Raw genomic sequence first — 24,208 nt, 5'->3', positions numbered from 1 at the left:
TTGCGACTAGTTCCGCATGACCATATCCACTCATGGCGCGCTATCGCGCCTGCATAAATTCGCCGGCGTAATCATTGCGCCCTTTCTCATTGTCGCAGCGTTAAGCGGGTTTCTCTATGCCTTGGCGCCCACCTTTGAACCGTGGATTTACCACGATGAGGTGACAGCCACCGCGCAAGGCAGCCCGCGCAGCCTTGATGAACAGATTGCCGCCGCCCAGCGCCAGCACCCGGATGGGACGGTGGTTCGGGTTGAGCCTTCCGAAGACCCGCAAGAGACCACCCGCGTGCTTTTCGACGACCCCACCGCCCCCAATTCCAGCTATACCCACGCTGTCTTTGTAGACCCGGTGGACCTGCACATCACTGGCGAACTACAACAATATGGCGGCTCGCGGGCGCTGCCTTTCCGTACGTGGGCCTCTAATGGCCACCGCACCCTATGGTTGGGCGAGCCTGGCCGTCTCTATGCCGAACTTGCGGCCTCGTGGCTCGGCGCGCTGAGCATCCTCGGTCTCTACCTGTGGCTCAAGCGTAAACAAAGGAATAAGAAGAAGCGCTCCACGGTACTGGCGCTGCACGCCCGCGTGGGTGCCTGGTTGTTGCCGGGCTTCCTCTTTCTTACCGTTACCGGCCTGACATGGTCGCTGGTGGCGGGCACAGGTATTGGCAAGGTGCGGGAGGAACTTAATTGGAAGGAACCGTCCGTGGCGACCTCCGTTGCAGAAGCGGGGGCTAGTACTGGGGCGGGGGAGCATGCCAACCACGCCGGGCACGCGGGTCACGCCGGGCATACGGGACACCACGGTGCCGCAGAACTCGCCGGAGCCCAAACTGCAGAATCGACCGCCCGTAGCCAGGGTTTGACCGGAGTGCTGGAAATGACCCCACCGGAAAAGCCCGGCGATGCGTGGGGCGTGCGGGAGGCTCGTGCGGCCTTCAAGTTACGCAGCGACGCCGTGGCGGTTACTCCGAACGGGGAGGTCATCGACCGCATCAATTCGGCCGACTGGCCGCTTGCGGCACAGCTAACCTCGTGGCTCATCCAGCTGCACATGGGTACGCTTTTTGGAATCTATAGCCAGGTTGCATTGGCGGTGCTCGCCCTCGGCCTGCTCGTGGTGAGCATTGCGGGCCTGTGGATGTGGTGGAAGAAACCGCGACGCAGCCTGCCCGAGCTAAAAATTACCCCCGCCGTGCTGGCGGGGGTGATGGCCTATTCGATCATCGCGCCGCTCTTTGGCGCCTCGCTTGTGATCTTTTTCCTAGGCGATTGGGTTGTGCGGCGGTTGCGCGCCCCGCAGCGGGGCCGAGGCGCTGCCGCAGGTGAGACTACTCCTCGCCCTCGGGGCGAATCTTCATCTCGGAGTCTTTCCACAGACCGGAACGGGTAACGTCCTCATAATCGATCTCGGCGGGGACTGGGGCATTGCCCTGTGAATCGGTACGCAGCTCGTACTTTTCAATGGCACCCCAATCGCGGGCCCAGTCATTATTGAGGTAGCTCGGGATCTCATAGGAGTAGTTGACCGCCTCCGCGGTGGACATGGCGCCACCACCGGAGAAGGACTGGAAGTCCGTTAGCGAGGTCTGCGCCGAGGAATCCGGCAGGACGCGGTACTCCGGGATTTCCGTGACACCGGCAAAGTGGTCGAAGGTGCGCTGACATGGGAACTGCAGGGCTACGGCCCAGTCCAGCAGCGCCGGGGTGTCCTTGGAGAACTGGTTATTGATGGTATCCAGCTCCGGTACGCGCGGCGGGGTAAAGGCCAGCCAATCTTCCTCATCGGTGGAATCATCCGTGGCTACCAGGCGCACCACGTTGGCGTCCTGCGGCAGCTTATCCAGCGGCAGGCGCAGGTTGCGCCACTTCGGCGTGGCGCCGACGGCGGAGAGTTCTTCCTCGCCGGTATTGGTGACCTTGCCGGAGTCATCGATGGTGCCGTACTCGAGGCGAAGCTCCATGCCTTCTTGCTCCACCCCGTTGACATCGTGGTGGTAGATATTGCCGGCTGCGGACACGGCGAGAACCGGGGTATTGTCCTTGGCCTCTGGCAGGTTATACCACTTAGTGGTCACCTCAGAGGTGGAGTCTTGGTCTTCGTTATAGGAACCGAGCACCGGCACCTTGGTGTAGTCCAGGTTGAACGGCAGGTGCATGGTGGAACCATTGACGCCCTGGGTGCCGCGCACGCCGCCCTCAGAGGTATTGGTGGTTTCCTTGGACTTCTTGTCCTTCTTATCCTTCGACTCCTGGGAATCGGAAGACTCGCTCGCGCCGCCGGATTCGGTATCCGCGCCCGAGGTGGCAGTATCCGCGCTATCGGAGGAGGAATTGCTGGAGCCATCTGCGATGGCACCCACGGAGGCGGAGTTCTGGTTTTCCGGCTCGATGGATTCGGGGATGAAGTTCGGATCGAAACCGGTGTGGGTTTCGTCCTCATCCACCAGGGAATCGCCCAAGTCGCCGTCCACCGGGGTCAGGAAGGAGTCATTGGTATTGGTCTCCACCATGGTCTGATCCGCCAGCGCGCAGGTATTGCCGCGCAGAGAAGCCAGGTTGCCCTTGCCCACGGAGTAGGAATCCGCCTGGGAGACGGTGGCCTTGGCAAAGGAAGCACAAGAAAGGGCTACCACGATGGCGCAGGCCAGGGCGATGGGCGCGGACATGATGCCGGCCGAACGTGAGACCTTGGCGGCGGCATTCTTTTCAAACTCAGCGAGTGCGCCAGCCTCTTCTGCCTGGGACTTGCGGTAGCTATGGCGCAGGGACTGCACCACGCCGATGGCGAAGATGATAAGGGCGATGGCGAGCAGCACCTTATTGGCCTCGATGGCCTTGAGCTGCACCGTGCGATCCCACCACGGAATGCCAAAGGAGGATACGTACCACCAGGCGTTCCAGCCGGCGAAGGAGATGGCGAGCAAGAAGACCACCGCGGCGATGGCGAAGGTGCGAGCGCGCGGCGAACGCAGCGCAAACTGAGAGAGCACCACAGCACCGAGGGCGGCGATGACACCGGCCACGCCGGCGTAGATGCCAAAGTGGTGGGTCCACTTGGTGGGGGTGAACATGAGGAAGAACATGGACAGCGCCACGATGATGAGCAGGCGCTGGGTCGGGCCGACGGCAGCACCAACGACGCGGCGGTCCTTGATAAAGGCCGCCACGATGAGCACTAGGCAGAAGAGCATGGTGAAGACCGCGAAGCGGCGGGTCAGCGAGCCATCCACGGATTCCTGGAAAAGGGTGGAGTAGCGCGCGTACTCGGCGTACCACGGCAGGGAGGGGCCGACCTCGGAGCGCACGCGAGTGGATTCCAGCACGGTAGACAGCGTCTGGTCACCAAAGGCGGCGACCATGATGGCGGTGCCAGCGCTCAGGAATGGCGCAATGAGCGAAAGCCAGCCGAGGGCGCCACCGCCCATGGAAGGCACGCGCTCGGCCATGGTGCGGAAGAGGTGCGGCAGGCTGACGAGGAATACGCCCACGGCAAAAAGGCCGGTGGGGCCGGCGGCCAAGGTGATGGTTGCGGCGATGGTGCCCACGGCCGCTGGGAGCAGGCGGTGGGTGGAAATGGCACGCTCAAAGGAGGCCCAGGTAAACATCACGCCAAGCGCCACGATGGGCTCGGGGCGGGTGCCGTTGTTATAGGGCAGCCAGAAGGCCAAGAACATAAGCGCCGCGGTCCAGTGGGCGACCCGGCGGCCGTCGACAAGCTGGCCAAAGCGCGGGAGTATCTCGCGGGAGAGGATAAACCAGATGATGAGCCCAGAAATCAGGCCGGGCAAGCGCACGAAGACCGAGGCGGTGGAAATCTGGGAGAGAACGGCAACCAGGTCATAATAGGGGGCGCCGAAGGGCGCCTCTGGCACGCCGTACCAGCGGTAGTAGTTGGCCATGTAGGTCGCGTGATCGAAGACGCGGCTCATGGAGAAGATGAAGCCATCATCGGAGGTATTGGCGCCGAAGATATACCAAAATCCCAAGACGGCGGCCACCACGCCATCGAGCGGGCGCACCTTCTTCCACGTCTTAGGCATGAAGCCAAAGCGGCGGCCATCGAGGCGGTCGATGCGCCATAGGCAGAACAGTGACACAACCATCATAGCGGTGCCCAGCCACATGGCGATGGTCTTGAGCACCGTCGGGGAGGAGGTGAAGCGGGAGTTGATATCGACGTGCACATTGAGGCCGTCGTCAAGCAGGGCCTGCACGTCCGCTTTATCGTCTATTTCGGTATAGACACCGGTGACCTGCGGGCGCAGATCCTCCTCGGTGGTCTTTTCATGATCGCCCACGCTCACGGAGGTGCCATCGCCCGTAGCGGAAATTTCAATTTTGGCGTCCTTGGGGAGCTTGGCTACCTCTTTGGCGTTGAGGGTAAGCAGCACCTCATCCAAGGACACAACGGACAGGCCCTCGTCATTCGCGCGGACGAAAAGGCCGCGGTTGGAGGCCTTCTTGGACTCCGGCGGGACGGTGCCGTAGACCATGGACTGGCCCTCGCGCAGTTCATCGACTGCGGAGATGGGGATGGTGGCCTTCAGGTCCTCTGGGGCGACGGAAATGAGCGGCGCGTTGATGGACTGCACGGAATCATGCTGCGGCCAATCATAAGAGGACTGGGTTTGGGTCACCGGCAGTAGCGGGGTCGCTACAAAACACAGGAAACCAATCAGCCCGGCAATGATTGCGGTCCACCGCAGGCCCGCGGGGGCGGCGGTGAAGCGGGAGCCGGCAGCGGCAGGTCGCGCTTGGGTGGTATTCGTAGTGAGGCTATCTGACACGGCGATTAGTTTACGTCAGATAACCCCCTCGGCCCGCGGGCACACCCTGCCACGGGCGGGAAGTGTGGGTGAACTTACTTGGTGCGAACGGCTGTTACAAAGGGGCCGGTTTGCTGCAACTTCCAGCCTTCATCAAAAACGTCGGCGTTGAAGAAGACCGCGCGGTAGCGAATATTCGGCTGGTTGGGATAGATATCCTCTGCCAGGTGGAACTTGAAGCCATCGTCCTTATTTTCCAGGTCGCCGCGGAACATCATGACATCCGGGCCGCGCCAGGCGGCAGAATCCAAGGCCTTGCGGAACTCCTCCGGCTGCATATCCCAGGAGTCATTAGCCCAAGTTTCAATCTGCTCGTTGCGGGTGCTGAACTCGCCCAAGGGATTGGCGTAGTGGCTGGTAAAGGCGTTAAAGCCCCAGTAGGGGTAATAAGACATGAAGGTCTTCTCATCCGTGAGCACCACCGTTTCATCCGGCGTATAGCCCTGGTCTTGAATGAAGTTGTGGATATCTAGGTAGTAGTGGGCGGAATCGCTGGTGAAGCGGTCCGCGCGTTCGCCGTAGCCATCGGTATCGCTATAGGCGTGATCGATGGCGTCCTCGTTGGCCTCTGGGATCTGCTGCGCATAGAAGACGCCGGCCAGGGCCAAGATGATGCCAAAGACCGCGGTGATCTGCTTATTGGTGGTGTGGGAGAAACGCGCCGGGTAGAGGCGGTGCACGCCGAGTAGACGAATCTCTGCCAGGGCCAGGATGCCGGCGGTGGCAAAGAGGAGCACCACGATGACCTCGAGGCGGAAGCTGAGCAGCGTGGTACCGGCCAGGGTTGCCACCATAGACACCACGGTCCACAGGTAGGTGCCAAGGAGGGAGATGCCCAGCGCGCGTACCTCCACGTCATTGAGGCGGATGACGATGTAAATAAGCCCCATGAGGCAGAGGAAGCCCACAATGCTGAAAGACAGGAAAGGCACTGGAATTTGTGTGCCTTCCTCCGGCAGGTAGTGCTGCGCGGTGGTTTGCAGCGGCGCCGGTGAGTGCATGACCGCCCATAGGTAGGGCCCCCAGGCGATAAGCGCGATGGCAATGGAGCCTACCGCCATGATCACCAGGCGCAGGATGGGGCGCCACGTATGTTCATAGAGCGCGGTAAACAGCGCGATGAGGCTGACTACGGTAAGTGCGGCCGCACCGGTGAAAAGGGTATAGAACGTAGCGGAAATGCCCAGGTAGAGCGTTACTCCCAGGGTGGCCAGCCAGGAGCCGCGGAAGGCGCGGGCGCTAAGTACCGCAATGGCGGGCAGCCCCATGGCAATGACCGCGGAATAGGGCTCCTCGGCTGCGATGGTGAGCGTAATCGCGGTGGTCACCAGGGCGATGGCGGTGGCGACCGGCAGGGAACTGGTCAGGCGCTGCCAGATGGGCACCAAAATACAGCCGGCCACGGCAATGGAGATGAGCGCCCAGGGCTGGTAGACCTCCCAGCCCGGAATTCCCATGAGCGCACCCAAGCGGCCGCCCAACCAGAACCAGCCAATGGGGTAAAAGGACGGCATGTCCTGGTAGTTCATGTCCGCATAGCCCATCTCATCCACCGAACGGGTGAGGAACTGGGTGCGGAAGGCCTGGTCCACCTGCACGCCATCGAGCCACAAGCGGGAGGCGGACAGCGGCAGGCCCACGGCAGCCAGGGTCAACAGGGCCGGGGAGAGGTAGGTGACTGCGTAGGTCAGCCAGGCCCGCCAGCGCGGCCGGGCAAAGGAATCTTTGTAGTGGTCATAGAGCCACCACACGCACAGCCCGCCGGCCAGGGCCAGCGTGAGCACCACACCCACCGTGGTCAACGCGCGGGTGACCATGGAGGTATTAAAGGACGGTAGCGAGACCGTCTTGAAGGCAAACCAGCCCAGCAGCGTTACCACGCCACCGGCCAGGGCGGCCAGCACAATACCCAGCAAGGTCGCGCGAGGGGTCAGCGCATCGGCGCGGTAGGCCTCGGTGCGGTTATCCTCGCTCACGGGCGTTGACTGGGCGGGTACAGCGGTGCTTGTCATGCCCATTAGTTTCGCATACCCAAGCCCCACAACCCAGATTTGGCGCGGGCAGGACAGTACTTGCCTGCCGACGTCCTCCTGATACACCACCGCCCCCGTCACTTCCCTCGCCGCGGGGTGTGCGGCGAGGCGAAAGAGCGGGGGCGGGGCGGAGGCGAGCCGACCGGCTAGCGCCAGCGCGGAAAGATGCGGCGTTTTAGAACGGCAGCTTGCGGAAGATGGCCTGCGGGATGAACTTGAATGCCAAAGACACGTACTCAAACAGTGGGTGTACGAAGATGGACTGCTTGCCCTCGAGCACGGCCTTGACGGTGGCCTCGGCAACGTCGGAGACGTTGACGGTCAGTGGGGCGTCGCCAGCCTCGGCGGACATCTTGGTGCGCACCTGGCCCGGGCGGACGACCAGCACGTTGGCGCCCGTGCCGCGCAGGGCCTCGCCCAGGTTGATGTAGAAGCCGTCCACGCCGGCCTTGGAGGCGCCGTAGACAAAGTTGGACCGGCGCACGCGCATGCCTGCCACGGAGGACATAGCGATGATGGTGCCGTGGCCCTGGTGCTTGAACTTCTCGCCCAAGAGCACGCCTACGGACACCGGTGCGGTGTAGTTGGTCTGTGCGGAGGCGACGGCCTTGTCGTGGTTTTGCCACAGCTCTTCCTGGTCACCCAGGGTGCCGAAGGCGACGATGGCCACGTCGACGTCGCCGCGGGCCCAGGCTTTATTAATAACGTCTGGGTGGGAGTCGAAGTCGGTGGCATCGAAGTCCAAGACCTCTACGTCAGCGCCACGGGATTCTAGGTCAGCCTTGGCCTGGGCGATGCGCGGGGACTCCGGGCGGGCGGCCAGGGTGACCTTGGCCGGGCCGCGCTGCAGGAACTCGGAGACGACGCCGAGGCCGATCTCAGAGGTGCCGCCCAGAAGCAGGATGTGTTGTGCTTGGCCTACTGCATTAAGCATGGTCAGTAAATCTCCTTAAAGGTGTTATTTCCAGTGATTAGTGCAGCTCGAGGCGGCGGGACATATCGGAGGCAAAGACGCCGGTCGGGTCGATCTCGTTGCGGGTCTTCAGCCAGCCTTCCATGCCCGGGTACATCTTGTGGAAGTTCTCCGCGGAGGTGCGGGATTCCTTGGCTAGGTAGAGGCGGCCGCCGAATTCCATCACGCGGCGGTCCAGGTCATCCAGGAACTTGCCCAGGCCCGGACGGATGGGGAAGTCCACGCAGACATTCCAGCCCGGCATCGGGTAGGACAGCGGCGCGCGGTTGCCTTCACCGAAGAGTTTGAACACGTTGAGGGCGGAGTAGTGGCCGGAGCGCTGCATATCGCGGATGATCTCCTTGAACGGCTCCACGGCCTCGGTCGGTACCACGAACTGGTACTGCAGGAAGCCCTTGGAACCGTAGCCGCGGTTCCACTCGCCGATGAGATCCAGCGGCTGGTAGAACTGCGTCAGGTTCTTGACCTGGTTCTTCGCCGGTGCGCCCATGGTGTAGTACGCCAGACCCACAGCGGAGAGGGAGAGCTTATTCATGGTCCAGGACGGGAAGATATCCGGCACCGTCATCAGCTGCGGCGCATTGAACTTCAGTGGGTCCTTGGCCAGCTTCGGGGCGAGCTCTTCCAGCTGTGCCAGGGTGGCCAGCGAGCCGCGGGAAATGGTGGAGCGGCCCAGCTTTGGTTCTGGTGAAATGACATCGAACCAGGCGGAAGAATAGGTGTAGTTGTGCTCGGAACCATCGGAGTGGAAGGCGATGGTCTCATCCAAGTTATCGGTGCGGTCTGTATCCGCGATGAAGTAGGCGGTTTCCGTCTTGGTCATGCGGATGGTGGCGCGCAGGATGATGCCGGTCAGGCCCATGCCGCCGACGGTGGCCCAGAAGAGGTCGCCGCTCGGGTCATCCTCGGATCCCTCCGGGGTCAGGTGCAGCACGCGTCCATCGGCCACGAGCAGCTCCATGGAGACCACGTGGTTACCAAAGGAACCGGCGGAGTGGTGGTTCTTGCCGTGAATATCCGGGCCGATAGCACCACCGATGGTGACCTGGCGGGTGCCCGGTAGAACCGGAACCCACAGGCCATATGGCAGGGCGGCCTTCATCAGCTGATCCAAGGTGACGCCGCCATCGACGTCCACCAGAGCGGACTCCGGGTCGATGGAGTGGATCTTATTGAGCTTTTGCATGTCGATGACCAGGCCACCGCCATTTTGGGCGGGGTCACCGTAGGAGCGGCCCATACCGCGGGCGATGACGCCACGGCGCAGGTGGGCGGGCTTATCCGAGTTATCTTCTGCAACCTGGGCCACGGCCTTCTTAATGACGTCCACGTCTTCGGTGGCGAGAACGTGGGCGGTCGTCGGGGCGGTGCGGCCCCAGCCGTGCAGGGACTTTTCAGTGGTATGTAATTCCATCTCTTACTCTTTGCTCGACGGATTTATGTCGCTTCTCTAGCCTACCTAGCTCACACGAGGGTGGTTGGAGTGACCCGAGTGATATTCGGTACAAAACGGACGTTTGTACTGCCCGAATGTGCCCGTTTACAGATCCATGAGTGTGCGGATCTCCTCCGGCAGCTCCTCCTGGGATTCAATAATCGGTCCATCATACTCCCGCAAAAGTTCATAGACGCGAGCCCGTGAGGAGGAATCCAGCATGGGCAATTCCTCTGCCATCAGGCGAGTCATGAAAGGGCTCAACGGCACATCGGTATGCTCCGTGGCCTCGAAGTGGCCGTTGCGCTTATCGTCCTCCGCGCGCACATCCTGTGCCGCCTGTTGCGCCGGCGTCATATGCTCTGTCTTTTCCGAGTACATGCGCATTAGCTTACCGCCGCTTAAAGTAGTCGCTATGACCAACAACCGTGAGATGCACGATCAGCGCCAAGACAACTACGCCCTCGATGACACCCTGGCTGGCCGCATCACCCAGGCTGCCGCCGTGGGCATTGCGACCTCCTATCCGGATTGGATCACGTCCAAGGGCGGTTTGATCACCGCGTATACCTTGTCTTTCTTTGGCTTTGGCGCCCTGGTGGCCTACACCAACGCGCACGCTGAGCAGGATGGTGATGAGCCGCGCTCGCCGCAGGATAGTGCCGATCAAGGCCTCAAGCTGTGGGCTATTTTTGCCGCAGTGGTGCTGCTGCTCATCCTGGGCGGCTGGATGAACGTTGCCCTTTCCCGCCGCATGGTGAAGTTCCTGCGCAAGCGCGGTGCCAAGCGGCCGTGGACCCTCTTGGGTGCCATTGGTGCGGCGCTGACGTTCCTCATTAGTGAGCTAGAAGCACGGGATATTGCAAAACTAGCTTCCTAAAACTTGCGTATGGTGGGGCTCATGAACGCAGGGGTCACCGATATCGCACAGGCGCGGGCCAAACGCGCCGATGGCGTGGTATCCCTCAAGCGCGAGCCCCTCACCATCATTTGCCAAGCCGCGAATATTCGCGCCGATGGCGAGGTGCACCGCCAGATAGGTTTTAGCGATGCCCTGACCTTCACCGAGCTGCACCGCGTGCTGCGCATCTGCTTTGGCCTGCCGGAGGAGGAATCCCCCTGGCACTTTTATGAACACACCGAGGCCCGTGGCCCGCGCATCGATCCGGAGCGCCAGGCCTCCGAATTCCTGTGGCGCGAGGGCGATCAAATCGACTTCGCCTGGGGACTGTGGGACTTCGAGCTAGTAGTAGCCGAGATTTATCCCCGCGATAATGGCACCCCAGAGGCGTTGTGTGTGGGTGGCTCCGGATCGCTCTTTCAGCCTTTTGAGCTGACCAGCGTCAACCGCGAATTGACCGGGCAGGAAGTTACCGATGAAGTCTTTTCCGCGGTATCGTCCCCCGTGCGCAATTTGATTGAGCGCACCAAACTCTATGATTTTGTCCCGCTGCTGCAAGCGATGGACCTAGGCAGGGAAACCGACCTCACGCCGCATACCGCCCGCGTGCTCGCCAGCCTGCCGCGCGAGGTGACCCATGAAGGCAAAGACGCCTTTTGGTCCATGGCGCTGGCCCTATCCTGCATGGGTGGCGCGGAGCTGACCGATTCCGTCGTGGAGACCACCATGGATGCGCTCGGCTGGGTCAATGACGATGGCACGGCGCTCTCCGGCGCCGACGTGCGGGAGCTGTGTGCGGCGTCGTTGCAGCAATTGGCCGGGATAGGCGCTTATGGCGCCGAATCCGCCGCGCCGGTGGATCGGTTGGACATGTACCGAGCGCTCTTGCGCGGGTAGGCTACTCACTCGTGACTAATTCCGCTGACGACGCCGTAGAAGTAAAGCCCTCGTCCACCTCGCTGCACACCCAGCTGGTGCGTTTTATTTCCGTGGGCGTATTTACCGCCGCCATTGACTATGGTCTCACGCTGCTATTGACCTATTTGGGGCTGCACCGTTCCGCCGCCAAGGCCATCGGTTGGGTCTTTGGCACCATCGCCGCCTACCTAGCCAATGCGCGGTGGACCTTTGGGGCCAAGGTGTCTGGCCGCACGGCCGCGACCGTGGGCATCTTGTACGCCTCTACCTTTGCGGTCCAAAACTTTCTGTATTGGGTGCTCAATGAGCCGCTTATGGCCCTCGGCTTTGAGGGGGCGGTGAAAGACACCATCGCCTTCGTCATCGCCCAAGGCGTGGCCACCGTGACCAATTTTGCCATTCAAAGGGCCTTTATCTTTAAGGAAAAATAGATGGCAGCAGCCTCCTCACGGACGTGGCGCGGCGCGGGCGGTGGGCTTTATCGTCGGTACCTGGGCGGCCTATCTGCTCAATCGCCGCTGGACCTTCCAAGCCAAAGCCACCGCGGTGAATTTTGCGGTGCAACGCTGGATTTTTAGGAAGGCGGGGGTCCGGGGCGTCGCCAAGCAGGATCCGTCCTAGCCCTGGTGAGGTCGGCGGAAATCTTCTTGGCGCCCGCGGTTGTGGAGCTTGAGCCATTCGATAAAGCCGGCCGGATCGTGGCGCTGGACCAAGAAGAACCAGCCAAAGCGGGCAAATTCCTGGGGTAGTAGCTTGCGCATGCCGCGCTGCCACAGCAGGTAGCCGCGATTGCGGTAGGTGAAAAAGCGCTTGAACTCACCTTCTGGGTACTGGGTATGCATCTTGCCGCCCAGGATGGGCTTGAACTCATCCGATCCGTCCGGGTGCAGGTAGCTGGTGGTCAGCGCCGTGCCGAAGGAGAGACCGGAATTAACCAGCCGGCGGTGGTATTCCACCTCATCGCCGCGGATAAACAGCCGGTAGTCCGGCACGCCAATGATCTCCATGGCCGCGGCGGAAATCAGCGCGCCGTTAAAAAGTGAGGCGATGCCGGGCAGGAAATCGCCCTCCAGTTCGTCCATCCGGCGGCGCCATACCAGCCCCTGGCGCAGGGGGAAGGCGAGGCGGCCGGGATCGTCAATATTGCATACCGCCGGGGAGACCTCATGTAGGCGGTTGGCTTCCGCCACCCGATACAGCTCTGCTAGTACCGCGTGATCGGCAGGGCGGCCGTCATCATCGGCGCACCACACGGCATCGGCGCCCAAAGAAAGAGCGGTAAGAAAGCCCAGTGCAAAGCCCCCGGCGCCGCCCAGGTTGGTTTCCGAAGGCACGTAGACGCCCCGGTCACCCGCCATGGATTCGACGAGTTCGCGCACCGCATCTTCCGCGCCATTATCCACCACGACTACCCACTGCACGGGGTGGGTTTGGTGGACTACCTGTTCAAGCGAGGCCCGCAGTAGCTCGGCGCGCTGATGGGTAACAATGACGGCGGCGGTGGAACCGGTGGAAGTCAGGGTGGCAGTCATGGGTTCCATCTTGCCACCGGGGTAGGGGACCAGCGTAGAAACACTCCGCGTGGATGAAGCGAAAAGTAGATATGACCGCAGCTTTGTGGATACTGTGAAGCGTATGGAAATTATCTGGCCGCCTTTTGCGGTGACCATACGGGCCAGCGATGATACTGGCCGTGGAGTCGACCTGCGCGTCATGCGCGATGAAGACATCGCGTGCGTGGCCCAAGTCGGTGCGGCAGATATCTATGGCGCGAATATCCCAGAGCACGCCTTTCCTTGGCTCTTTGATAAGAAGATGAATACCCCCGCCGCCATGACGCAGCACCGGTGGGAGCATCGTGCAAAGCTATGTCCCCAAAAGTGGACCCTGGATTTCATCGCCCGCGACGTAGAAACCCAAGAAATGGTGGGTGTGGTGGACTTGGTGGCAGAAAACTTTGCGGCCGCGCGGGAGGTGGAAACCGCATCATGGGTATTACACCGCTTCCAAAGCCAAGGCTATGGCACGCTTATCCGCCAAGCGGTGGCCGAGTTTTCCTTCTCCCACCTCGATGCGCATTCGCTGCGCACCAGTTGGATAGAGACCAACCTTGCCTCAGCCCGGGTGAGTGAAAAGATGGGCTACCGCATAAGTACCGAGAAAAAGGAAGAGCCTGCCGGCCCAGAAAAAATTAACCGGCCGGTGGTTAGCGCGCGACTTAGCGCCACGGACTATCACTGGCCGGAAGGGCTGCGGGTGGACGTGAAAGGTGTGGGGGACCAGTTGCTGCGTATGCTCAGCTAGTTGCCGCTGGTGTCCTCATTTTCAAAACGCTCGCGCAGGTCGCGCACGTACTCACCCACCTCAGGGCCTTCGTATTCCCCGACGACCTCGGAAACCTCGCCCACCGAGCGGATCTCGCCGTGGTCGATCCACAGCGCGGTATTACACAGCTGCGCCAAGAAGTCATTGGAGTGGGAGGCAAAGACCAGGATGCCGGAGCGCTTCACCAGCTCTTGTAGGCGTACACGGGCCTTGGCCATGAAAGCAGCGTCGACGGCGCCGATGCCCTCATCCAACAGCAGGATTTCCGGCTCAATGGACGTCACCACGCCGAGCGCCAAGCGCACGCGCATACCGGTGGAATAGGTGCGCAGCGGCATGGAGAGATAATCGCCGAGTTCAGAAAACTCCGCAATCTCATCCATCTTTTTCTTCATTTGCTTGATGGACTGGCCCAAAAAGAGGCCACGGATAATGATGTTGTCGTAGCCAGAGACCTCTGGGTCCATGCCCACGCCCAAATCAAAGACGGGGGCCACGCGGCCGCGTACATCGGCAGAACCGCGGGTGGGCTCGTAAATGCCAGACAAAAGGCGCAGCAGGGTGGACTTGCCGGCGCCGTTATGGCCCACCAAACCCACACGGTCGCCCTCGCGCAGGTGCAGGTTAATATCCTTTAGTGCCTCCACCACGACGGTATTCTGGGCGTTTTTGCCAATGGCGCCGCCAGCGGAAGAAAGCATGGCCTTCTTTAGCGAGCGGGATTTGGCATCAAAGATGGGAAAGTCCACGCACGCGTTATACGTATCAATCGAGACCATCAGTCTGTATCCTTTCCAGGAATCTCAGGAAGTGCAGGGCGTGGGCTTAAACCCAGTAGCTGACGCGGAAGCGCCACTTGCGCATGACCAAGCCGGCGATGAGCAGGCCGAGTACGGTGCAACCGATGACGATCCACCAGTGGTAGGCGGCCACCGGTTCACCGATCATGGGCGCACGGACGATTTCCAGGTAGTGGTAGAGCGGGTTGATTTCCGCGATGCGGGCGCGGCTGGCCACCGCACCGCCCTGGTCCTTCAAGGTATTGGTCATCCACACAATCGGGGTGACGTAGAACAGCAGCTGGGTCAGTGCTTCTAGCAGCGGAGCGACGTCACGGAAGCGGGTAGCGATGATGCCAAAGAACATCGTGACCCACACGCCGTTGACCAGCAACAAGGCCAAGCCGGGGAGGAAGAGGAAGAACTCCCAGCCTAGGCTGCGCGGGAAGATAAGGATAAGCAGTAACCAGATGATGAGGTTATGGCCCAAAAACAACGTCTGGCGCCACACCAAGCGGTAAACGTGCACCGACAGCGGGGCGGGGAGCTGTTTAATCAAGCCCTCGTTGTCAATGAAGACGGTGGAACCTTCCTTGATGCAACCCGAAATGAAGGTCCACATAATAAGGCCCACGGTGACGTGGGGGAGGAACTCCGCGACAGGAATCTGGAAGAGCATGGAATACAACAGGCCCAAGGCAAGGGCCATCACGCCGGTGGCGATGGTGATCCAAAACGGGCCCAGGACAGAGCGGCGGTAGCGCTGCTTAATATCTTGAATGCCCAGTTTGAACCACAGCTCGCGCTGCTGTGCACCCTGCACCAGGTCCGCGAAGGCGGCCTTGAGGGTCTCGGACTGGGACGCTGGGGTGGCCTCGCCGTCTGGCTGGGAGGTCATGCGGGCGATATCAGCGCGCAGTTGATTGTTATCTTGCACGCTCAACACCCTAGCGCGCGGGCTGGGCAAACGGGAACTACACGCCGCCAGCCTGCGAAAACAGCGGTATCCAGCGAAAATTCAGATTTGGGAAACTTGGGACAAACGCGTATACAGTAGGAAACCGACCGCCACTGTGTGGCGATGCCTAGTGCGATAAAGAAGGGGACCGTAATGCCAGCAGGAGCTTCGGCACACTACGACGTATTCAGTGTGCGCGGTTTATACACCGGGCTATCTGATGGTTGGACCTACCTCAACGCGCACGCGGTGCCCCAAATCTCTGAGCGCGTCGCCTCCGGCGTGGCGCGCTCCTTCCGGATGTCTACTGCAGTGGCCCCCCAGGAGGGGCCAGGCGGCGCCCACTCTGCTACGCCCGCGCCGGGCCGTTTGGAAGGCGATGGTAATTACACCGCCGCACGCATGGCTGTAGCGGATCTGACCGGATCCAAGGCAGACCGCGTGGTGCTTGGCCCGTCCTTGCCCGTGTTGTACCAGTCCTTGGCGCACGCGGCCCGCCCGCTGTTGGGCAGCAATTCCTCGGTGGTGCTCTCCAAACTGGATCCGCCGTCTTTGTACTCGGCGTTTTCTGAGGTCAAGGCAGAAACCCGGTGGGCCCAGCCAGATTTGGGCACGGGTGAGCTGCCAGGTTTCCAATTTGCCGAGCTTGTCGATGGCTCCACGCGACTCGTTGCCTTCTCCGCCGCGCACGAGCTTTTGGGCACGGTATCCCCGGCCGCCGAGATCATTGACACCGTCCATGAGCGCTCCCGCGCCTGGACGCTTCTCGACGTCTCTGCGATCGCCCCCTACCGCCCCATCAACTTTGATGATCTCGGCGCCGATATCTTGGGCCTTGACCTGGGACTGCTGGGCGGACCGCAGCTAGCAGCTTTGGTCTTCCGCGATACCCGCATGTTCCGCCGCCTCGACTCCCTCGATCCGGTGCATACCGGCAAGGGCGCCCGCAAGCTGGAAACGCCCATTTCCTCTGGTCTGGCCGGCGGTGTCGGACCGCTTGTAGACCATCTTGCCGCCCTCGCCGGTGGGGAGAGCGGCTCGCGCCGCAAGCGCCTGCGCACTTCTATGGATGCGCTCAGCATCTACTTGGAGGATCTGCGCGCTGACCTCTATTCCTTCTTGAGCACCCTGCCCGCCGTGCATATTCTTGGCGTGACCGGGGAAGCGGCCGCGGGCGCCTCCGACGATCGCCTGCCGCGCCTCACCTTCGCAGTAAAGGGTGTTCCGGCCGAGACCGTGTACAAGCGCCTTTTCGATAACGGCCTTGTTACCACGCTTGCCCCGCAGACCCCGTTGCTCACGGAGATGGGCGTGGAAGAAATTGGCGGCGCCGTTACCGTTGCGCTCGGCCCCTTCAACACCTATCACGACGTTGAGCATCTCATCCGCGTCGTAGCCTCGCTGGCCTAAACGTTAAGCACCAAGGTGCCGGTGACCTCGCCGCTGTCTAGGGCGGTGTGGGCTTGGGCGGCGTCGGCAAGCGGGTAAGTAGCATGCAGCGCGTGCTTTACTCGGCCGTCTTCCAGCATGGGCCATACATTTTCTACCGTGCCCGCAACAATCTGCGCCTTGTCTTCTAAGTCGCGGGCGCGCAACGTCGTGCCCTGGACGGTCAGGCGCTTGGGCAGCATGGCGCCCAAGTTGATTTCCGCCTTGGTGCCGCCCTGCATGCCAATGATAATGAGCTTGCCGTCCTTAGCCAGGCACTTCATATTCTTTTCCAGATATTTCGCGCCGATGATGTCCAAAATGACATCGCAGCTTCCCTTCAACTCTTCTACGAAGTCGTGCTCCTTATAGTTGATGAGAATATCGGCGCCCAGCTCGCGGCAACGCTCCAACTTCTCCTGCGAGCCAGCCGTAACCGCCACCTCTGCGCCGAGCGCCTTGGCTACCTGAATGGCAAAAGTGCCAATGCCGCCACCCCCGCCATGGATGAGGACGCGCTGGCCCTCGTGAAGGCCCGCCTCAATGCCCAGGTTGGACCACACGGTGCATCCGACCTCAACTACCGCTGCAGTTTCCTCAATGCTCAACCCCTTGGGCACGGGAAGCAGCTGGCCCTGCGGAACCGCAACGTATTCGGCGTAGCCACCACCGGCAAGCAGGCAGCCCACCTCGGTGCCTACCTCCCAGTTCGTATCCCCGGCATCGGCGATGGTGCCTGCTGCTTCTAAGCCCAAGATTTCCGACGCCCCCGGTGGCGGCGGATAGGCACCCATCGTCTGCAGGATATCGCCCCGGTTAACGCCGGCTGCCTGCACCTTGACGAGCACTTCGCCGGGGCGCAGCTGCGGGACATCGACTTCGCGGAGCTCTAAGGACCGACGATCCTGCGGGTCGGTCTGAACGATAGCCTTCATGTGTGTTGTAGTCATGGGCCCAATCTAACGAACCTTGTGTGTCCTGTGCCACGAAATTCGGAGTATCCTGCGGTGACATTCAGTGCTGCAGGTGGCTTTTTGGGAAACCGGGCTATCAATTTAGTACACTGACTAAGTTGCTTCGTAGGCGCGAAGAGCGTTTACGAAATACAACGTGGAGACGTGGCAGAGCGGCCGAATGCACCGGTCTTGAAAACCGGCGAGGTAATACCTCCGCGGGTTCAAATCCCGCCGTCTCCGCAGCTGCCTAAGCTTCCTTTCTAAATTAAAGGAGCATAGAAGCTTATAGCTTCTGAGCGAGGGAGTGCAGTATTAAGGCACCCTACCGATTCGGTAGGGTGCCTACTCACGTTGTGGGACGGTTTCGCTGGGCGACAGTGAAAATTAAGTCCACGGTCAGACAGCGTTTACATTGAGCTTCTACCTTGAGGTACGGACTTTCAAACACCGTTAACGTTGAGGCGACTATGACAAATTACATTTCCTACTTGGCCGAGGAGCAGATACCGGCATCGTATGACTGGCTATGGAGCGGGCTAGGAGCCGTCATCGTCATTGGTCTGTTGGTCTTTTGGGTGGCCTCCCTCATTTCCATCATCCGTTCGGGATATAGCGGAGGCGTCAAGGTATTGCTGGTGATGGCGGCATTTGCCTACCCGTTCCTCGGGCCACTTGTCTGGTTCCTTTTTGCGCGAAATAAGGAGCATAAAACCAAAATCGACCGTTAGGCTGCGGTCTTGTCAAGGGACATTCGGTTACTGCTGCTCGAGCCAGGAATTGATGCCGCCGCGCAAGGAGACGACGTGGGGGAAGCCGCGTTTGCGGAGGATATCGACGGCTTGGGCGGAGCGGATGCCACTGGCGCAGTAGATTACGGCCGCAGCATCTGGTTCGATGTCGGGATCTTCGCCGGCGAGGATGCGGTCGAGCTCAAAGTGAGTGGAATTGGGGATGGCGGATTGGGCACGCTCGGGGGAGGTACGGACGTCGATAAGCGGAGCGTGCGGGGGAACCTCGCGGACTTCGGGGGCGTCGGCAGGTTGGGTTGGTTGCGCGCCGGTGGACTGGAGCGGGATGTATTCCCAGGTACCGGAAAGGGCATCGAAGTAGCCGAGCGTGCCGGTGAGTGGAGTGCCTACGCCGGTGATGAGTTTGAGGGCTTCGAGGGCCATGGCGGATCCGACGACTCCGACCACCGGGCCCAGAACTCCGGCCTGGGAGCAGGAAGGAACCTCGCCGGGTGCGGGAGCTGTAGGGAAGACATCCTCGTAGACGGGGCCGTGGCCGGACCAAAACACGCTGAGCTGTGCGTCGAAGCCGAGGATGGAGGCCCATACGTGTGGGATGCCGAGCTCGTGGGCGGCCCAGGAGCTGAGGTAGCGGGCGTCGAAGTTATCGGTGCCGTCGAGGATGAGATCGCAGCCGCGCAATTGTTTCAGCGCTGACGCTGATTCGAGGCGGCCGTGGCAGGTGATGTCCACCTCTGGATTGAGCGCGCGGACGGCGGCCGCGGCGGAATCCGTCTTCGGTGTGCCGATGGCGGCGGTGGTGTGGATGACTTGGCGGTGCAGGTTGGAGGGGGAGACTACGTCGTCGTCGAAAAGCGAAATGCGGCCCACACCCGCGCCGGCGAGGTAAAGCAGGGCCGGGGAGCCCAGGCCGCCGGCGCCAATGACCGCTACGTGGGCGTCGCTGAGCTTGCGCTGACCCTCCTCGCCCCAGAGCGCTTCCTGGCGGGCATAGCGGATGCTCATTCCAGGCCCACCCAATTGGTGGAGCCATCGCCGTGGCTTTGCTCCTTCCAGATGGGGACTTCCGCCTTGACGCGATCGGCGCATTCCTCGGCGGCCCGGAAGGCATCGCCGCGGTGCGCGGCGGCCGCTACTACGGCAAAGGCGAGGTCGCCGATCTTGAGATCCCCCGTGCGGTGGGCGGCCCACAGGCGCACGGGGTGGTTGGCTGCAACGGAATCGGCGACTTCTTGTAGCTTCTCTGGCGCGGATGGGTGGGCGCTATAGGAAAGAAGGGTGACATTCGGCCGGCCGCCATCGTGATCGCGGACAATGCCCTCAAAGGTGACGACGGCACCCATGGCGGCCGTGGCGGCCTCTTCCTTGGCAGCGGCAAGGAGGGATTCAAGGGGTTGATCACTCAGCAGCGTGCCAATGGTGCGGCCGGTTTGCTCGGCCACATAGGAGGGATCAGTGCTCATGTTTTCCTTCTAACATATCGACGATCGGAACGATCAATTCTTCCAAAACCGCGCAGCCATCTTTTACCCCGCCGGTAGAACCGGGAAGCGTCATGGCAAAGGTGGAGTCATTGACGCCGGCAATGGCGCGAGAGGCCACCGCGGTGGGCACGCTTTCCAATCCCTTCTGCCAGAAGGCCACCGCGATGCCGGGCAGCTCGCGGGTGATATGTGGGGCGACGGCCTCGACCGTGCGGTCATCGTGTGTCAGCCCAGTGCCGCCAGAAGTCAGGATGACCGCGGGCTTTTCGGCGAAGGCGGCGGCAACGGCGGCGGCGATTTCGGCATCGGGGACGATGCGTGCGTCGGGACAGTCAAAGCCCTTGCGGCGCAAGAAATCCACCGCGATGGGGCCGGAGCGATCGTCGTAGATGCCCGCGGCGGCGCGAGTAGAGGCGACGATGACGATGGCGGTGCGCTGTGGGCTCATAGTGGGTAAACCTCCACTTCTTGGCCTTCTTCAAGGCGTTGACCGGCAGGGATGCGGATGAGATGGGTGGCGTCTGCCGCTTGGGCGAGCAGGTGGGAGCTGGCACCACCGAGGATATGGGCGTGGGAATCGACGCGCCCGCGGCGAAATTGGTCCTTGTGCGGGAGGCCCTCGACGCCCGCGGCAAGGGGGACGAGGAAAGGCTGCGGAGCCCAACCGAGCGCAGGGGCGACAAAGAGGCGGAAACTTACCAAGGTGGAAATGGGGTTTCCGGGCAGGCAGATGACCGGCGTTCCGCCGAATGCGGCGATGCCCTGCGGGCCGCCGGGCTGCTGGTCCACATGGCCGAACCAGCCATCGAGCACCTGGCGGACTACTTCAAATTTCCCGGCGGAAATTCCGCCTGAGGTAATGATGGCATCCGGGTGGTGTTGCGCGATGGCCTCCGCGAAAGCGCGCTCTAGGGACTGCGGGTCATCGTCGGTAGTGATATAGCCCGCGACGTCGATGCCGGCGCGGCCGGCCATTGCCGTCAAAAGTGGCGCATTGGCATCCGGAATGGCGGCGCTGCCGTGACCGATTTCAGCGCCGCCGGTGCAGATAAGGATGCGGGCGGGGCGGTAGACCTCTACCTCGTCGATTCCTTGGGACGCGAGGGCGGCCAAGCGCACCGGCGTGAGCTTATCGCCGCGGGCGGCGAGGAGGGCGCCTTCTTCCAGGTCGGAGCCGGTGTGGCGGATGAATTGGCCTGGCGAGGCCTCTGGCGCGGTAATGCGGTCACCCGGGGAGAGGAATTCTTGTGGTTCGCAGCGCTCGATGGGCACGATGGCTGCAGTTCCTTCCGGGACCTTGGCGCCGGTCATGATGGGGCAGGCGCCGGCAAGCGGGCCGTCGAGTACCTGGGAGGGCTCAGTGCCGGCCGCGATGGTGGGGCCCACCGGGTAGGTCCCGGCCGCACACTGCGGGAGGGCGTAGCCATCCATCTGGGAGTTATCAAAGCGAGGGGAGGGGAAGCCGGCGTGGATATCCGCAGCTAGCACCATATCCTGAGCCTGGGTGAGGGGCACGGTGGTGGTTTGGCGTGCGGGCAGGGCCGCGGCGACCTCGCGCGCGTGAGTCTCGGGTGTGCGCATGGCGGCTAGTTTACCCGCGGTCTCGACAGGGCATGGGCGTGCGGGGCATAGTGGAGGGCATGTTGACCGTTCACTATTTCGCCGCCGCCCGTGCCGCTGCGGGCGTGGCTTCTGAGCAGGTAGAAGCCCCCGCCACCTTGGGTGCTCTGGTGGCGCAGCTGGGCAGGGAACATACCGGCACCACCGAGGCCGGCATGAGCCTGAAAGAGGTCTTGGGGCGCTGTAGCTTTCTTATCGACGGCGCCGGGAACACCGCCAAGGATTCCCCACTGGCTGGTGTTACCCGGGTGGACGTCCTGCCGCCGTTTGCGGGAGGCTAATCGCGCTGCCGCAGCGGGCTAGTAAAGAAGTTGATGACGCTGCTGACGATGGACAGCACGATGGCGCCGATGATTGCGGCGCCCCAGGAGTCGATGACGAGGTGGCCGATTCCCAGGTCCAGGGAATTGAGCGCCCACTCCACGATGATAAGCGCGGCGCCGTTGATGACGAGGGAGAAAAGTCCGAGCGTCAGGCAGGTCAGCGGCGCGCCGAGGACGCGCAGAACCGGCATGACCACGGCATTAATAATGATGAAAACGATGGCGATGGCAATGAAATTGCCAGTCTCAGCCGGGGTGATGGTGATGCCGGGAATGACGGTGACCACCGCCCACAGCGCCACCGCGATGGCAAAGACGTTCAGGGCGAAGTTGATGAGCGAGCGCATTTAGCCTCCTATGGTTGCGTTCCACGCCTGCAACAGGGTGTCGGTTTCTTCCTCGGTGGTCACGGTAATGCGTATGCCTTCGCTAAACGCGCGCACGAGCACGCCGTGTTCGGCCAGGCGAGCGGCCACCTCCTGCGGGGTACCAAGGCGGGCCAGATTCGCGGCCGGCAGCCAGACATGGTTTGCCTCGGAATGCGGCACTCCCCAGTCCTGCAAGGCTTCTTCTAGGCGCTCGCGCTGGGCGACGGCCTCATCGGTGCGCTCCCGTAGCGAATCCTGCGCCGCCAGTGCCGCGCGCGCACCAACCTGTGCCACGGTGCTGGCGGAGAAGGGGATGGCCACCTTATTGAGGGCCTCAATAATATTTTCTGGGCCAAAGGCATAACCGATGCGCACCCCGGCCAGGCCATAAGCCTTTGAGAAGGTGCGCAGGCATACCAGATTCGGATAGGTGCCCACCAGCTCCGTACCCAACGGAATGTTGGTGGCACGGTTGTATTCGATATAGGCCTCGTCGAGGGCAACGAGGACGTCGGCAGGAACGGCATCCATGAAGGCGGCGAACTCCTCCTTGGTCACTGTGGTGCCGGACGGGTTATTGGGATTGCACACGAAGATAAGCCGGGTCTTGTCCGTAATCTTGTCCGCCATGGCCGGCAGATCCACGCGCTGGTCTGCACCTAGCGGAACCGGGATGGGGTGGGCGCCGACTACCTGGGCGAAGATGGGGTAGGCCTCGAAGGAGCGCCACGGGAAGAGGACCTCTTCACCAGGGGTAGCGGCAATTTCCACCAGCTGTTGGCACAGCGCGGACGATCCGGTGCCCACCGCAACCTGTCCATACTCCACACCCAGGTGCGCGGCGAGGTCCTCGCGCAGCGCGGTGGCCGCAATATCCGGGTAACGGTTGGCCTTCGTCACGGCCTCCGCCATGGCCGCGGCCGCCTCCGGCAGCGGCGGGTGCGCGGCCTCATTAGAGGAGAGCTTGAGCGCGTCATCGTTGCGCGCACCGGCGACGTAGGCGGGGATGGCTTTCAGGTCTGGGCGAATCATGCCTCCCACTTTAGGGCCTGCGTCTTTGCTGCGGGCGTGAAAGCAGGGGGCTAGTTTGGCAGCGGCGGGGCAGGCAGGTATTCTCAAACGAGGTTCCTTGCGAACCGTGGAGATGTGCCAGAGCGGCCGAATGGGGCTCCCTGCTAAGGAGTTGACCCTTCTGGGGTCCGGAGGTTCGAATCCTCTCATCTCCGCCATCTAATCCCGAGCGTGCGAGCTCGGGATTTTCTCATTTCAGGTGGCGGCGCAAAGCTCGGGTTGAGGGGCTGAAATTCTGCTATTAGCGCTGGTACGCGGCGCAGCGGCGGAAGAGCACGAGCATGCCGGTGCCGAAGATAAAGCTTCCGGTAAATGCCGCAGCACGCAAAGAAGTGACCTCGTGGAAGAGGGCGGGCACCAGGAGAATGGCGATCACAGAGCTAATAACTCCGAGGACGAGGAAACAAATCGTTGTGATAGGACCAGGTGTGGATGGTTGCGGCATGGAGGGACGTCCTTTCATCAATCGATCCTGATGAAAATAACTCTAAGTTGTCCTCCCAGAAGGCGCAATAGGAAGCGAGAAAGCGCCTTGGAGCCGGTCGGGGTTTTAGGAGCGCAGGGCGGGAAAGACCTTGTCACGCAAGAGGTGGGCGAGCTCGCGATCCGGGTTGGTGGGGTCTACCCACGCGATCTCGGCAATTTCTGCGGCAGCGCGGGCAAGGACGGGGCGCGGATAGGTAAAAATGCGTCCGCGCACGGTTTCGCCGGGTTCGTTGGCGGCCGGGGCATCGAAGGTCCCGAGCAGGGATAGCTCAGGGAGGCGGACATCAACGCCGATTTCTTCTGCGACCTCGCGGGCCGCGGCCTGTACTGGGGTTTCGCCGGTCTCCAGCTTGCCGCCAGGCAGCTGGAACTTGGTGGAAGACTTCTTGCGCACGGTGAGGACATGGCCAAAGGAATTACGGAAAACTACGGCGGCAACTTCAATCATGGGCCCGACTATAACTCGCTACAGCGGGTTAATTCAGAAAGCCTGGTACCCACTCGCGCCCACACGCAGGCCGTGGGGTTTGCTCTAGCGGCGCCATCTGACCTCATCGATTCAGGTGGGTACA

26 protein-coding genes and 2 tRNA genes are annotated in these 24,208 nt (G+C 61.8%); 11 read left to right on the top strand and 17 right to left on the bottom strand.

What is annotated here, in order from left to right; all coding sequences use genetic code 11:
- Positions 1 to 16 precede the first annotated feature (16 nt).
- Positions 17 to 1,393: a PepSY-associated TM helix domain-containing protein gene (locus QP909_RS05290; RefSeq protein WP_284766420.1), complete on the top strand. Its 1,377-nt coding sequence runs from the start codon at positions 17 to 19 to the stop codon at positions 1,391 to 1,393.
- Here QP909_RS05290 and QP909_RS05285 read toward each other — a convergent pair.
- From QP909_RS05285 to QP909_RS05265, 5 genes are all read right to left on the bottom strand, one after another.
- Positions 1,332 to 4,790, bottom strand: a complete 3,459-nt coding sequence (locus QP909_RS05285) for an arabinosyltransferase domain-containing protein (protein ID WP_284766419.1) — start codon at positions 4,788 to 4,790, stop codon at positions 1,332 to 1,334. The two genes, QP909_RS05290 and QP909_RS05285, sit on opposite strands and share 62 nt — an antisense overlap.
- A gap of 74 nt (positions 4,791 to 4,864) precedes the next feature.
- Positions 4,865 to 6,841 (bottom strand): galactan 5-O-arabinofuranosyltransferase, encoded by a 1,977-nt coding sequence (locus QP909_RS05280; RefSeq protein ID WP_284766418.1) that lies wholly within the window; start codon positions 6,839 to 6,841, stop codon positions 4,865 to 4,867.
- A gap of 196 nt (positions 6,842 to 7,037) precedes the next feature.
- Positions 7,038 to 7,796 (bottom strand): decaprenylphospho-beta-D-erythro-pentofuranosid-2-ulose 2-reductase, encoded by a 759-nt coding sequence (dprE2, locus tag QP909_RS05275; RefSeq protein WP_005329756.1) that lies wholly within the window; start codon positions 7,794 to 7,796, stop codon positions 7,038 to 7,040.
- A 37-nt stretch (positions 7,797 to 7,833) separates the two neighbouring features.
- Positions 7,834 to 9,249 carry a decaprenylphosphoryl-beta-D-ribose oxidase gene (gene dprE1 / locus QP909_RS05270; protein ID WP_239279094.1) on the bottom strand — a complete coding sequence of 472 codons (1,416 nt, stop codon included), beginning with the start codon at positions 9,247 to 9,249 and terminating at the stop codon, positions 7,834 to 7,836.
- A 126-nt stretch (positions 9,250 to 9,375) separates the two neighbouring features.
- Positions 9,376 to 9,651: a hypothetical protein gene (locus QP909_RS05265; protein ID WP_198492349.1), complete on the bottom strand. Its 276-nt coding sequence runs from the start codon at positions 9,649 to 9,651 to the stop codon at positions 9,376 to 9,378.
- Positions 9,652 to 9,685: 34 nt separating this feature from the next.
- Between QP909_RS05265 and QP909_RS05260 the strand changes: the two genes are divergently transcribed.
- From QP909_RS05260 to QP909_RS05245, 4 genes are read left to right on the top strand one after another with little or no spacing between them, the layout of a single operon-like run.
- Positions 9,686 to 10,150 (top strand): hypothetical protein, encoded by a 465-nt coding sequence (locus tag QP909_RS05260; RefSeq protein WP_284766417.1) that lies wholly within the window; start codon positions 9,686 to 9,688, stop codon positions 10,148 to 10,150.
- A 9-nt stretch (positions 10,151 to 10,159) separates the two neighbouring features.
- Positions 10,160 to 11,068, top strand: a complete 909-nt coding sequence (locus QP909_RS05255) for a plasmid pRiA4b ORF-3 family protein (protein ID WP_284766584.1) — start codon at positions 10,160 to 10,162, stop codon at positions 11,066 to 11,068.
- 11 nt (positions 11,069 to 11,079) lie between these two features.
- Positions 11,080 to 11,520 (top strand): GtrA family protein, encoded by a 441-nt coding sequence (locus tag QP909_RS05250; protein ID WP_005323207.1) that lies wholly within the window; start codon positions 11,080 to 11,082, stop codon positions 11,518 to 11,520.
- Positions 11,521 to 11,560: 40 nt separating this feature from the next.
- The gene (locus tag QP909_RS05245) at positions 11,561 to 11,710 is read left to right on the top strand and encodes a hypothetical protein (RefSeq protein ID WP_284766416.1); all 150 of its coding nucleotides are present in this window, start codon (positions 11,561 to 11,563) and stop codon (positions 11,708 to 11,710) included.
- Here the strand turns inward: QP909_RS05245 and glfT1 are convergent.
- The gene (gene glfT1 / locus QP909_RS05240; protein WP_284766415.1) at positions 11,707 to 12,630 is read right to left on the bottom strand and encodes a galactofuranosyltransferase GlfT1; all 924 of its coding nucleotides are present in this window, start codon (positions 12,628 to 12,630) and stop codon (positions 11,707 to 11,709) included. The genes QP909_RS05245 and glfT1 overlap by 4 nt on opposite strands.
- 40 nt (positions 12,631 to 12,670) lie before the next feature.
- On the opposite strand from glfT1, the gene QP909_RS05235 reads away from it, so the two are divergent.
- Positions 12,671 to 13,393: a GNAT family N-acetyltransferase gene (locus QP909_RS05235; RefSeq protein ID WP_284766414.1), complete on the top strand. Its 723-nt coding sequence runs from the start codon at positions 12,671 to 12,673 to the stop codon at positions 13,391 to 13,393.
- On the opposite strand, the gene wzt is transcribed toward QP909_RS05235, so the two are convergent.
- Together wzt and wzm are read right to left on the bottom strand one after the other, a co-directional pair.
- Positions 13,390 to 14,193 carry a galactan export ABC transporter ATP-binding subunit Wzt/RfbE gene (gene wzt, locus QP909_RS05230; RefSeq protein ID WP_005323203.1) on the bottom strand — a complete coding sequence of 268 codons (804 nt, stop codon included), beginning with the start codon at positions 14,191 to 14,193 and terminating at the stop codon, positions 13,390 to 13,392. The two genes, QP909_RS05235 and wzt, sit on opposite strands and share 4 nt — an antisense overlap.
- Before the next feature lie 46 nt (positions 14,194 to 14,239).
- Complete coding sequence (gene wzm / locus QP909_RS05225; protein WP_269953837.1) at positions 14,240 to 15,091, bottom strand: galactan export ABC transporter permease subunit Wzm/RfbD; 852 nt, start codon at positions 15,089 to 15,091, stop codon at positions 14,240 to 14,242.
- A 213-nt stretch (positions 15,092 to 15,304) separates the two neighbouring features.
- Here wzm and QP909_RS05220 point away from each other — a divergent pair, with 213 nt between their 5' ends.
- Positions 15,305 to 16,561 carry an aminotransferase class V-fold PLP-dependent enzyme gene (locus QP909_RS05220; protein ID WP_284766413.1) on the top strand — a complete coding sequence of 419 codons (1,257 nt, stop codon included), beginning with the start codon at positions 15,305 to 15,307 and terminating at the stop codon, positions 16,559 to 16,561.
- Here the strand turns inward: QP909_RS05220 and QP909_RS05215 are convergent.
- Positions 16,558 to 17,514: an NAD(P)H-quinone oxidoreductase gene (locus QP909_RS05215; RefSeq protein ID WP_284766583.1), complete on the bottom strand. Its 957-nt coding sequence runs from the start codon at positions 17,512 to 17,514 to the stop codon at positions 16,558 to 16,560. The two genes, QP909_RS05220 and QP909_RS05215, sit on opposite strands and share 4 nt — an antisense overlap.
- Positions 17,515 to 17,691: 177 nt before the next feature.
- Between QP909_RS05215 and QP909_RS05210 the strand changes: the two genes are divergently transcribed.
- Positions 17,692 to 17,775 (top strand) — tRNA-Ser (locus QP909_RS05210).
- A 227-nt stretch (positions 17,776 to 18,002) separates the two neighbouring features.
- Entirely contained in the window at positions 18,003 to 18,263 is a 261-nt protein-coding gene (locus QP909_RS05205) for a hypothetical protein (RefSeq protein WP_284766412.1), read from the top strand.
- A 27-nt stretch (positions 18,264 to 18,290) separates the two neighbouring features.
- On the opposite strand, the gene QP909_RS05200 is transcribed toward QP909_RS05205, so the two are convergent.
- From QP909_RS05200 to QP909_RS05185, 4 genes are read right to left on the bottom strand one after another with little or no spacing between them, the layout of a single operon-like run.
- The gene (locus QP909_RS05200; protein ID WP_284766411.1) at positions 18,291 to 19,289 is read right to left on the bottom strand and encodes a ThiF family adenylyltransferase; all 999 of its coding nucleotides are present in this window, start codon (positions 19,287 to 19,289) and stop codon (positions 18,291 to 18,293) included.
- Positions 19,286 to 19,747: a molybdenum cofactor biosynthesis protein MoaE gene (locus tag QP909_RS05195; protein WP_284766410.1), complete on the bottom strand. Its 462-nt coding sequence runs from the start codon at positions 19,745 to 19,747 to the stop codon at positions 19,286 to 19,288. The genes QP909_RS05200 and QP909_RS05195 overlap by 4 nt, the downstream gene beginning before the upstream one ends.
- The gene (locus QP909_RS05190; RefSeq protein WP_049377333.1) at positions 19,737 to 20,216 is read right to left on the bottom strand and encodes a MogA/MoaB family molybdenum cofactor biosynthesis protein; all 480 of its coding nucleotides are present in this window, start codon (positions 20,214 to 20,216) and stop codon (positions 19,737 to 19,739) included. Before QP909_RS05190 ends, QP909_RS05195 begins: the two co-directional genes overlap by 11 nt.
- Entirely contained in the window at positions 20,213 to 21,349 is a 1,137-nt protein-coding gene (locus QP909_RS05185; RefSeq protein ID WP_284766408.1) for a molybdopterin molybdotransferase MoeA, read from the bottom strand. The genes QP909_RS05190 and QP909_RS05185 overlap by 4 nt, the downstream gene beginning before the upstream one ends.
- Positions 21,350 to 21,408: 59 nt before the next feature.
- Between QP909_RS05185 and QP909_RS05180 the strand changes: the two genes are divergently transcribed.
- Positions 21,409 to 21,669 carry a MoaD/ThiS family protein gene (locus QP909_RS05180; RefSeq protein WP_284766407.1) on the top strand — a complete coding sequence of 87 codons (261 nt, stop codon included), beginning with the start codon at positions 21,409 to 21,411 and terminating at the stop codon, positions 21,667 to 21,669.
- Here QP909_RS05180 and QP909_RS05175 read toward each other — a convergent pair.
- Together QP909_RS05175 and hisC are read right to left on the bottom strand one after the other, a co-directional pair.
- On the bottom strand, positions 21,666 to 22,058 hold the full coding sequence (locus QP909_RS05175; protein WP_239279081.1) for a phage holin family protein: 393 nt from the start codon (positions 22,056 to 22,058) through the stop codon (positions 21,666 to 21,668). The genes QP909_RS05180 and QP909_RS05175 overlap by 4 nt on opposite strands.
- Entirely contained in the window at positions 22,059 to 23,111 is a 1,053-nt protein-coding gene (gene hisC, locus QP909_RS05170; RefSeq protein WP_284766406.1) for a histidinol-phosphate transaminase, read from the bottom strand.
- A 108-nt stretch (positions 23,112 to 23,219) separates the two neighbouring features.
- Between hisC and QP909_RS05165 the strand changes: the two genes are divergently transcribed.
- Positions 23,220 to 23,308: transfer RNA gene (locus QP909_RS05165), tRNA-Ser, on the top strand.
- 83 nt (positions 23,309 to 23,391) lie between these two features.
- Here the strand turns inward: QP909_RS05165 and QP909_RS05160 are convergent.
- Entirely contained in the window at positions 23,392 to 23,526 is a 135-nt protein-coding gene (locus QP909_RS05160) for a hypothetical protein (RefSeq protein WP_284766405.1), read from the bottom strand.
- Positions 23,527 to 23,700: 174 nt separating this feature from the next.
- Positions 23,701 to 24,084 (bottom strand): NUDIX hydrolase, encoded by a 384-nt coding sequence (locus tag QP909_RS05155; protein WP_269953798.1) that lies wholly within the window; start codon positions 24,082 to 24,084, stop codon positions 23,701 to 23,703.
- Between the last annotated feature and the right edge of the window lie 124 nt (positions 24,085 to 24,208).

Source organism: Corynebacterium sp. MSK195 (genome assembly GCF_030228885.1).
GTDB lineage: Bacteria > Actinomycetota > Actinomycetes > Mycobacteriales > Mycobacteriaceae > Corynebacterium.
This window is presented reverse-complemented; position numbering and strand designations above follow the sequence as displayed.